This window comes from Kitasatospora sp. NPDC059803 (assembly GCF_042732255.1).
Classification (GTDB): Bacteria; Actinomycetota; Actinomycetes; order Streptomycetales; family Streptomycetaceae; genus Kitasatospora.
Genome location: NZ_JBHWIJ010000041.1, coordinates 1 through 6,680, shown reverse-complemented (window position 1 = coordinate 6,680; position 6,680 = coordinate 1). Strand labels below are relative to the sequence as shown.

Here is a 6,680-nt window from a genome sequence, read left to right as displayed (position 1 = left end):
CGCCGGCGCCCACCCCCGCCCCCCCCCCCCCCCCGGCCCCCCCCCCGCCCCCCCCGGCCCCCCCCCCCCCCCCCCCGACGCCGCCGCGCCCTCGCCGTCGGCCCAGCCCGTCGCGCCCGTCGCCGAGCAGCCGGCCGACCCCTCTTCGCCCTCCCCCTCGCCGACCACGCCGCACGCACCCGGACCCCGCCCGGCCGCCCCGGCCCAGCCCGCACCGCCGCCGCCCGGCGCAATCGCCCCGGGCACCGACGGCCCGACCGCCGGCGCCCCTGGCCCGGACGCCGAGCCGGACACCGACCAGGCCCTGACCGGCGTCGCCACGGTCACACCGCTCGGCCGGGACGGCCTCCGGCACCAGCTCGACCTCGCCGTCACCGAGCCGCTCACCGCACTTCAGACCGAATTCCGCCTTGCCCCAGGTGAGTTGGCCCCCGGCAGCGGCACCGCCTGGACCGACCTGCCCGGCGCGGTCGTCACCGCCCAACAGGAGCGCGGCACCCTGGTCTACCGCTTCACCACCCCGGCCGGCACCGACGTCCCGCCCGGCCACTACGCCTTCGGCGTGCGCGGCACCCGCCCAGCCGCCGAACCCTCGGGGCCCACCGGCCCGTCCGGCCCCTCGCTCCCGTCCGGTCGGCCCGCTTCGTCCGGCCCGGTCCGCAAGGCCGCCGCGGCGGAGAGCTGGAGCGCCGCCGCCTTCGGCATCGACCGGCCCCGGGCGGTCGCCGCCCTCGGCGCCTTCGGCCCGGTCGCACCGCAGCCCGCCGCGCCGCCGCCGGTCGCGCCGCCGCCGGTCGTGCCCGAGGCACCCGGGCTCCCGCCGCGCCCCAGCACGCCGACCGCCTTCGCGCCCCGCTGACCTCCGGCCGCGCTGTCCCGCCGCCTTGCCACCGTGCGGCCTTGCCGGGGCCTGCCACCCAACCCCGCCGCCCAACCCCGCCGCCCGGCCGTACCGTCCGACGATCCGACAGGTCACCGCCCCGGCCGGGCTCATCCCGACGCGCCCGTTCGTTACTGTGGGCAGCACCCGGCCCGGCGGTCCCAGCGGCCCCGGCCGGCCGCCGTTCCGCACCCGAGGAGGAGTCCGTGTCCACCGTCCTGACCCAAGGCGGCAACGCCCCGCTGACCGCCGCGCGGGTGACTGTCGAGGTCACCGCGCCCAAGGCGCTGGACGTCTCCGGTCTGCTGCTGACCGACGCCGGAAAGGTGCGATCGGACGACGACTTCGTCTTCTTCAACGCCCCGCACGGCCCCGGCGTCAGCCACCGCCCGGCCGCCGCCGGAGCGCCGGACGCGATCACCGTCGACACCCTGGCCGTCCCGGCCGGCATCACCAAGATCGTGGTGACCGCCAGCCCCGCCGACCAGTCCTCCACCTTCGCCGGGATGGAGCCGACCGCCACCGTCCGCGACGCCGACACCGGGCAGGCCCTGGTCACCTTCACCCCGCCGCAGCTGGGCCAGGAGACCGCGCTCATCGTGGTCGAGGTCTACCAGCGCGGCGGCGCCTGGAAGGTGCGAGCGGTCGGCCAGGGCTACGCCAACGGCCTGGCGGGCATCGCCACCGACTTCGGCGTCTCCGTCGACGACTCCCCGGCCGCGACCCCGGCCCCGGCCGCCCAGGCCCCCGCCCCCGCCACTCCCCCCGCGGCCCCTCCGGTCGCTCCCCCGGCTCCCCCCGTCGACCCGCGGATCGCCCTCGCCGCCACCCCGCCCGCGCCCCCCGCGCCCCCGGTCGCCCCGCCGGCCCCGTCCGCCCCCGCCAAGATCACCCTGGACAAGGGCCGGGTCAACCTGGTCAAGGGCAGTTCGGTCTCCCTGGTGAAGAACGGCCGTCCGTTCCTCTCCTCGGTCCGGATGGCGCTCGGCTGGGAGCCCGCCGGCCGCGGCCGCAGCGTCGACCTGGACGCCTCCTGCCTCGCCTTCGACGCCCAGCGCAAGAAGCTGGAGACGGCCTGGTTCATGAAGCTGACCGTCTTCAAGGGCGCGATCGCCCACTCCGGCGACAACCTCACCGGCGGCGGAGCCGGCGACGACGAGTCGATCACCGTCCACCTGGACGGCCTGCCGGCCGAGGTCACCGGCCTGGTCTTCGTCGTCAACTCCTTCTCCGGCCAGCGGTTCACCGAGGTCAAGAACGCCTACTGCCGCCTGCTGGACGCCCGGACGGAGGAGGAGCTGGTCCGCTTCGACCTCACCCACTCCGAGCCGCACACCGGCGTGGTGATGTGCAAGCTGGTCCGGCAGTCGTCCGGCGAGTGGGTGATGACCGCGCTCGGCGAGTACGTCGACGCCAAGACCGCCCGGGCGATGGTCGATCCGTCCGCCGCCCTGCTCTGAACCGTCTCGCCCCACCCCTCGCCGACCCACCCCGACGCCCAGGGCCGATCGGCCCAACGTCACGGCCGCACACGCGAATTCACCCTCCTGAGGGATCAAGTCGTCCACCCACCGACTCGATCTACCTCTAGGGGGGTGAATCGCGCTCTCCCGCGCACTCGTTGAGGGAGAGACCGTGCCACGCTTCCTGTCCCGCCTCGCTGTCGCCGGCACCGCCGTCGCGCTCACCGCCGGCCTGATCACCCCGTCCGCCGCCCAGGCCGCCGCCGAACCGGCCGGCCGCGTCCGGACGCTCGCCTGGGCCGCACTGGGCGACTCCTACACGGCCGGCTTCGTCGAGGCCGCCGGCGACGAGACCGAACCCCGCGACGGCTGCGCCCGCACCACCGGCTCCTACCCCGAGCTGATCCGCCGCGGCCTCGGCCCCCTGGTCGAGCTGCGCAACGTCAGCTGTGCCGGCGCCACCGTCAAGGACGTCTACCAGACCAAGGAAGCCCCGCCCGGCCGCCCGCTCCCGCCGCTCGGGACCAACCCCGGCGCCCCCTTCCCACCGGTCCCGTCGCAGATCGACGCCGTCTCCCCGGGCGCCGACGTGATCACCGTCGAGATCGGCGGCAACACCCTCGGCTTCGCCGAGATCCTCAAGGGCTGCATCGAACTCGGCGCCGCGGTCCTCGGCCAGGGCACGCCCTGCAAGGACAAGTTCGACGCGAGCCTGCCCGACCGCTTCAACCAACTGCGCGGCGACTTCGACCAGATGCTCGGCGCCCTGCACGCCAAGGCCCCGTCCGCGCGGCTGCTGACCATCGGCTACCCCCACCTCGTCCCCGAGGACGCCACCCGCTGCACCTACGGCAACCTGGAGCAGTTCGCCACCTTCACCACCGGCGACCTCGCCTGGGCGCGGACGGCCATCCTGGAGCCGCTCAACGCGATCATCGCCCAGCGGACCGCCGCCCGCGGCGACGCCTTCGTCGACCTCTACCCCTCCACCACCGGCCACAGCGTGTGCGACCAGGACCACTGGCTGGACGGCGTGCTGACCAGCATCATCCCGCTGCGCTACGCCCTGGTGCACCCCAACGCCAAGGGCCAGGCCCACGCGGCCGCCCTGGTCGAGGACGCCGTCCTGAGCTGACCAGCCGCACCGGAAGCGGCCGCACCGGAAACGCCGCGCATTGAGAACCAGTCGAAAACCAGTGGCAGGCCCCTCCCGCCGCGGATCATGCTGAGCGGATGCTCATCCGCGAAGCCACCCCCGAGGACTGGCCTGCCGTCTGGCCCTTCTTCCACACCGTCATCGCCGCCGGCGAGACGTTCCCCTACCCCCTCGACCTCTCCTCCGACCTCGGCCGGGAGTGGTGGATGCTCGCCGCGCCCCATCGCACGGTGGTCGCGGTGGACGAGGCCGGCACGGTCGTCGGCACCGCCAACATGACCCGCAACCGCCCCGGCAACGGCGCGCACGTGGCCAGCGCCAGCTACCTGGTCGACCCGGCGCACCACGGCCGCGGCATCGGGCGGGCCCTGGTCGAGTACACCCTCGACTGGGCCCGCACCAACGGCTACCGCGCCATGCAGTTCAACGCCGTGGTCGCCAACAACCACCACGCCGTGAAGCTCTACCAATCCCTCGGCTTCGACATCGTCGGCACCGTCCCCGAAGCCTTCCACCACCCCGTCGACGGCTACGTCGGCCTGCACGTCATGCACCGGCCGCTGTAAGGGAGTTCGCTACTCCTCGATCGCCCCGCCGACCCGCCGCAGGTGCTGCCGGAAGCTGTACGAAGGATCGGCGGCGCGGCGCTCCAGGTACTCGTCGAAGGCGGTCTGCCGGCGCAGCGTGTCACCGGAGGCGATCCGCCCGGCCTGCGCGCGCTCGGTCCCGGCGATCGCGGCGGCCGCCTCCAGCACCTCCCCGGCCCGGTCGGCCGGGACGAACAGCACCCCGTCCGCGTCGCCGAACACCACGTCCCCGGCGCCCACCAGGTGCGGCCCGACCCGCGCCGTCACCAGCGCCTCCGGCTCCCGCCCGTCCAGCCGAACCGGCCCCAGCGGCAGCGCGCCGTAACTGAACACCGGCAGCCCGATCTCCACCAGTTCGGGGGTGTCCCGGTGCAGCCCCCACACCACGATCCCGGCGATCCCGGCGGCCCGCGCCTCCAGCACCGCGAGGTCCCCGATGCAGGCCTCGTCGGTCCGCCCGCCGTTGTCGATCACCAGCACGTCGCCGTCCTGGGCCGCCCCGTACGCCTCCAGGAACACGTCCACGCTCCCGTAGTGCCGCACCGGCAGCACCCGCCCCGCGACCCGCCCCCCGGCCACCACCGCCGCCACCCCCACCGGCGCCGCCCTGAGCCCCACCCCCAACCGCACACACGCATCCGCCACCAACGGCGCCGACAACCCAGCGAACTCCTTCAGCATCCCCAACTCCTCCCGCCAAAGCCCCAGTTCATCAGCATCGGGATGCTATGCCAGGCCTCAAACTCACACCATCGAGTGAAAACCAACCGTGCACGGCATAACCCCTCCGCACCACGACTAGCGTGACTCGAACCTGAAGGAGGGGCATCATGAGTGCTGTGGCGCATGAGCAACCAATCACGGGCTCCCCATCGCAGGAGGACATCCTGCTGGAGAGCTTCCTGAGCCTGCACTCCCCCGAAGGCTTCCGGGCCGAGCTCATCGAGGGAGAGATCATCGTGGCACCACCGCCGGACGGCAACCACGAGGACCACATCAATCACCTGATCAAGCAGGTGATCCGGCGCTCCAACACCGATATGAGCGTTTCGGGCAGCAAGGGCCTCCGCCTCGTGAGCGGTGGACTCTGCCCGAAGAACCACGTCATTCCGGACGCCACGTTCGCCCCGGAGGAGCTCCGACTGTTCCGCGACGCGCCGCCATGGATGGAACCGGACGGCGTCACCATGGTGGCGGAGGTCACCTCCAGCAAGCCCGACCAGGACCGCATCGCCAAACGCCACTGCTACGCACGCGCCGCGATCCCGTTCTACCTCCTCATCGACCGCGAGAAGTCGCAGGTCAGCCTCTTCAGCAATCCCCACCGCGAGGAGTACACCGAGGTTCACTTGGCCGCCTTCGGCGAACCTCTCCCGCTGCCCGACCCCTTCGACTTCGAGCTGGACACCAAACCGTTCCTCTGACCCACGACAAACGGCCCGCACCCCCCTTCCACCGGGGGTGCGGGCCGTCGTCGTGCGGGTGCGCGCGGGTCAGCCGCGGGTGGCCATGGCGCGCAGGAAGAAGGTGAGGTTGGCCGGGCGCTCGGCGAGGCGGCGCATGAAGTAGCCGTACCACTCCTGGCCGTAGGGCAGGTACACGCGCATGGTGTTGCCCTCGCCGGCGAGGCGCAGCTGCTCCTCGGGGCGGATGCCGAACAGCATCTGGTACTCGAAGGAGTCGCGCTTGCGGCCGTTCCACTGGGCGAGCTGGCCGGCGATCTTGATCATGTTGGGGTCGTGCGAGGCGATCATCGGGTAGCCCTCGCCGGCCATCAGGACCTTGAGCGCGCGGACGTACGCGAGGTCGACGTCGTGCTTGCCCTGGAAGGCGACCGACTCGGGCTCCTTGTAGGCGCCCTTGCACAGGCGCACGCGCGAGCCGGGGCCGGAGAACTCGCGGCAGTCGGCCTCGGTGCGGCGCAGGTAGGCCTGGAGCACGACGCCCAGCCAGGGGAAGTCGGCCCGCAGCTCGCGCGCGATGGCGAGGGTGGAGTCGGTGGTGGTGTGGTCCTCCATGTCGAGGGTCACCGTGGTGCCGGCGTCGGCGGCGGCCTCGCAGATGCGGCGGGCGTTCTCCAGCGCGATCTTCTCGCCGTCCACCGGGAGGAACTGGCCGACGGCCGACAGCTTGACCGACACCTCGGCGCCGGCCGCGAGGCCGGTCTCCTTGAGCGCCGTGAGCAGGTGCTCGTAGGCCTCGGCGGTGCCGGCGGCCTGGGCGGCGTCCTGGGTGTCCTCGCCGAGGTGGTCGAGGGTGACCTTGCGGCCGGTGGCGATCAGGTCATCGGTGGCGGTGACGGCGTCGTCGAGGACGTCACCGGCGACGAAGCGCTCGACTATCGCGTGGGTCGGCGGGAACTTCTCGACCACGGTGCGGACCTGCGGCGACCGGGAGGCCGCGAGAAGGGCGGAACGGAGCATCGTGACTCCTGGAGCTGGTGCTTCTAAGGGTGGCAGAAGGGGGGCCGGGGCGGCGGGCGGCGGGTACGTGGCACCCCCGCCCCCGCGGGGGGGGGGCCCCCCCCCGGGGGGGCGGGGGGGCCGGGGGGCCGGGGGGGAGGGCCGCGCCCCCAAGCGCGGGGACATGAAAAG

Annotated in this window: 6 protein-coding genes and 1 pseudogene; 5 read left to right on the top strand and 2 right to left on the bottom strand. The window is 73.6% G+C overall.

Annotation, left to right across the window (positions count from 1 at the left end; translation table 11 throughout):
• From ACFV6I_RS09780 to ACFV6I_RS09765, 4 genes and pseudogenes are all read left to right on the top strand, one after another.
• Positions 1 to 859 (top strand): annotated as a pseudogene (locus ACFV6I_RS09780) (hypothetical protein); the annotation flags it as partial.
• Between the two features lie 239 nt (positions 860 to 1,098).
• Positions 1,099 to 2,340, top strand: coding sequence for a TerD family protein (locus tag ACFV6I_RS09775; RefSeq protein WP_380424263.1), 1,242 nt, complete (start codon positions 1,099 to 1,101; stop codon positions 2,338 to 2,340).
• A gap of 175 nt (positions 2,341 to 2,515) precedes the next feature.
• A complete protein-coding gene (locus ACFV6I_RS09770; RefSeq protein ID WP_380424222.1) occupies positions 2,516 to 3,478 on the top strand; it encodes an SGNH/GDSL hydrolase family protein in 963 nt (320 codons plus the stop codon).
• 98 nt (positions 3,479 to 3,576) lie between these two features.
• Complete coding sequence (locus tag ACFV6I_RS09765; protein WP_363368956.1) at positions 3,577 to 4,065, top strand: GNAT family N-acetyltransferase; 489 nt, start codon at positions 3,577 to 3,579, stop codon at positions 4,063 to 4,065.
• A gap of 9 nt (positions 4,066 to 4,074) precedes the next feature.
• On the opposite strand, the gene ACFV6I_RS09760 is transcribed toward ACFV6I_RS09765, so the two are convergent.
• Complete coding sequence (locus ACFV6I_RS09760; RefSeq protein WP_380424220.1) at positions 4,075 to 4,767, bottom strand: RraA family protein; 693 nt, start codon at positions 4,765 to 4,767, stop codon at positions 4,075 to 4,077.
• Between the two features lie 149 nt (positions 4,768 to 4,916).
• Here ACFV6I_RS09760 and ACFV6I_RS09755 point away from each other — a divergent pair, with 149 nt between their 5' ends.
• Positions 4,917 to 5,510: a Uma2 family endonuclease gene (locus tag ACFV6I_RS09755; RefSeq protein ID WP_380424218.1), complete on the top strand. Its 594-nt coding sequence runs from the start codon at positions 4,917 to 4,919 to the stop codon at positions 5,508 to 5,510.
• 69 nt (positions 5,511 to 5,579) lie between these two features.
• Here the strand turns inward: ACFV6I_RS09755 and ACFV6I_RS09750 are convergent, their stop codons facing one another.
• Complete coding sequence (locus ACFV6I_RS09750) at positions 5,580 to 6,509, bottom strand: proline dehydrogenase family protein (RefSeq protein WP_063349537.1); 930 nt, start codon at positions 6,507 to 6,509, stop codon at positions 5,580 to 5,582.
• Positions 6,510 to 6,680: the final 171 nt, after the last annotated feature.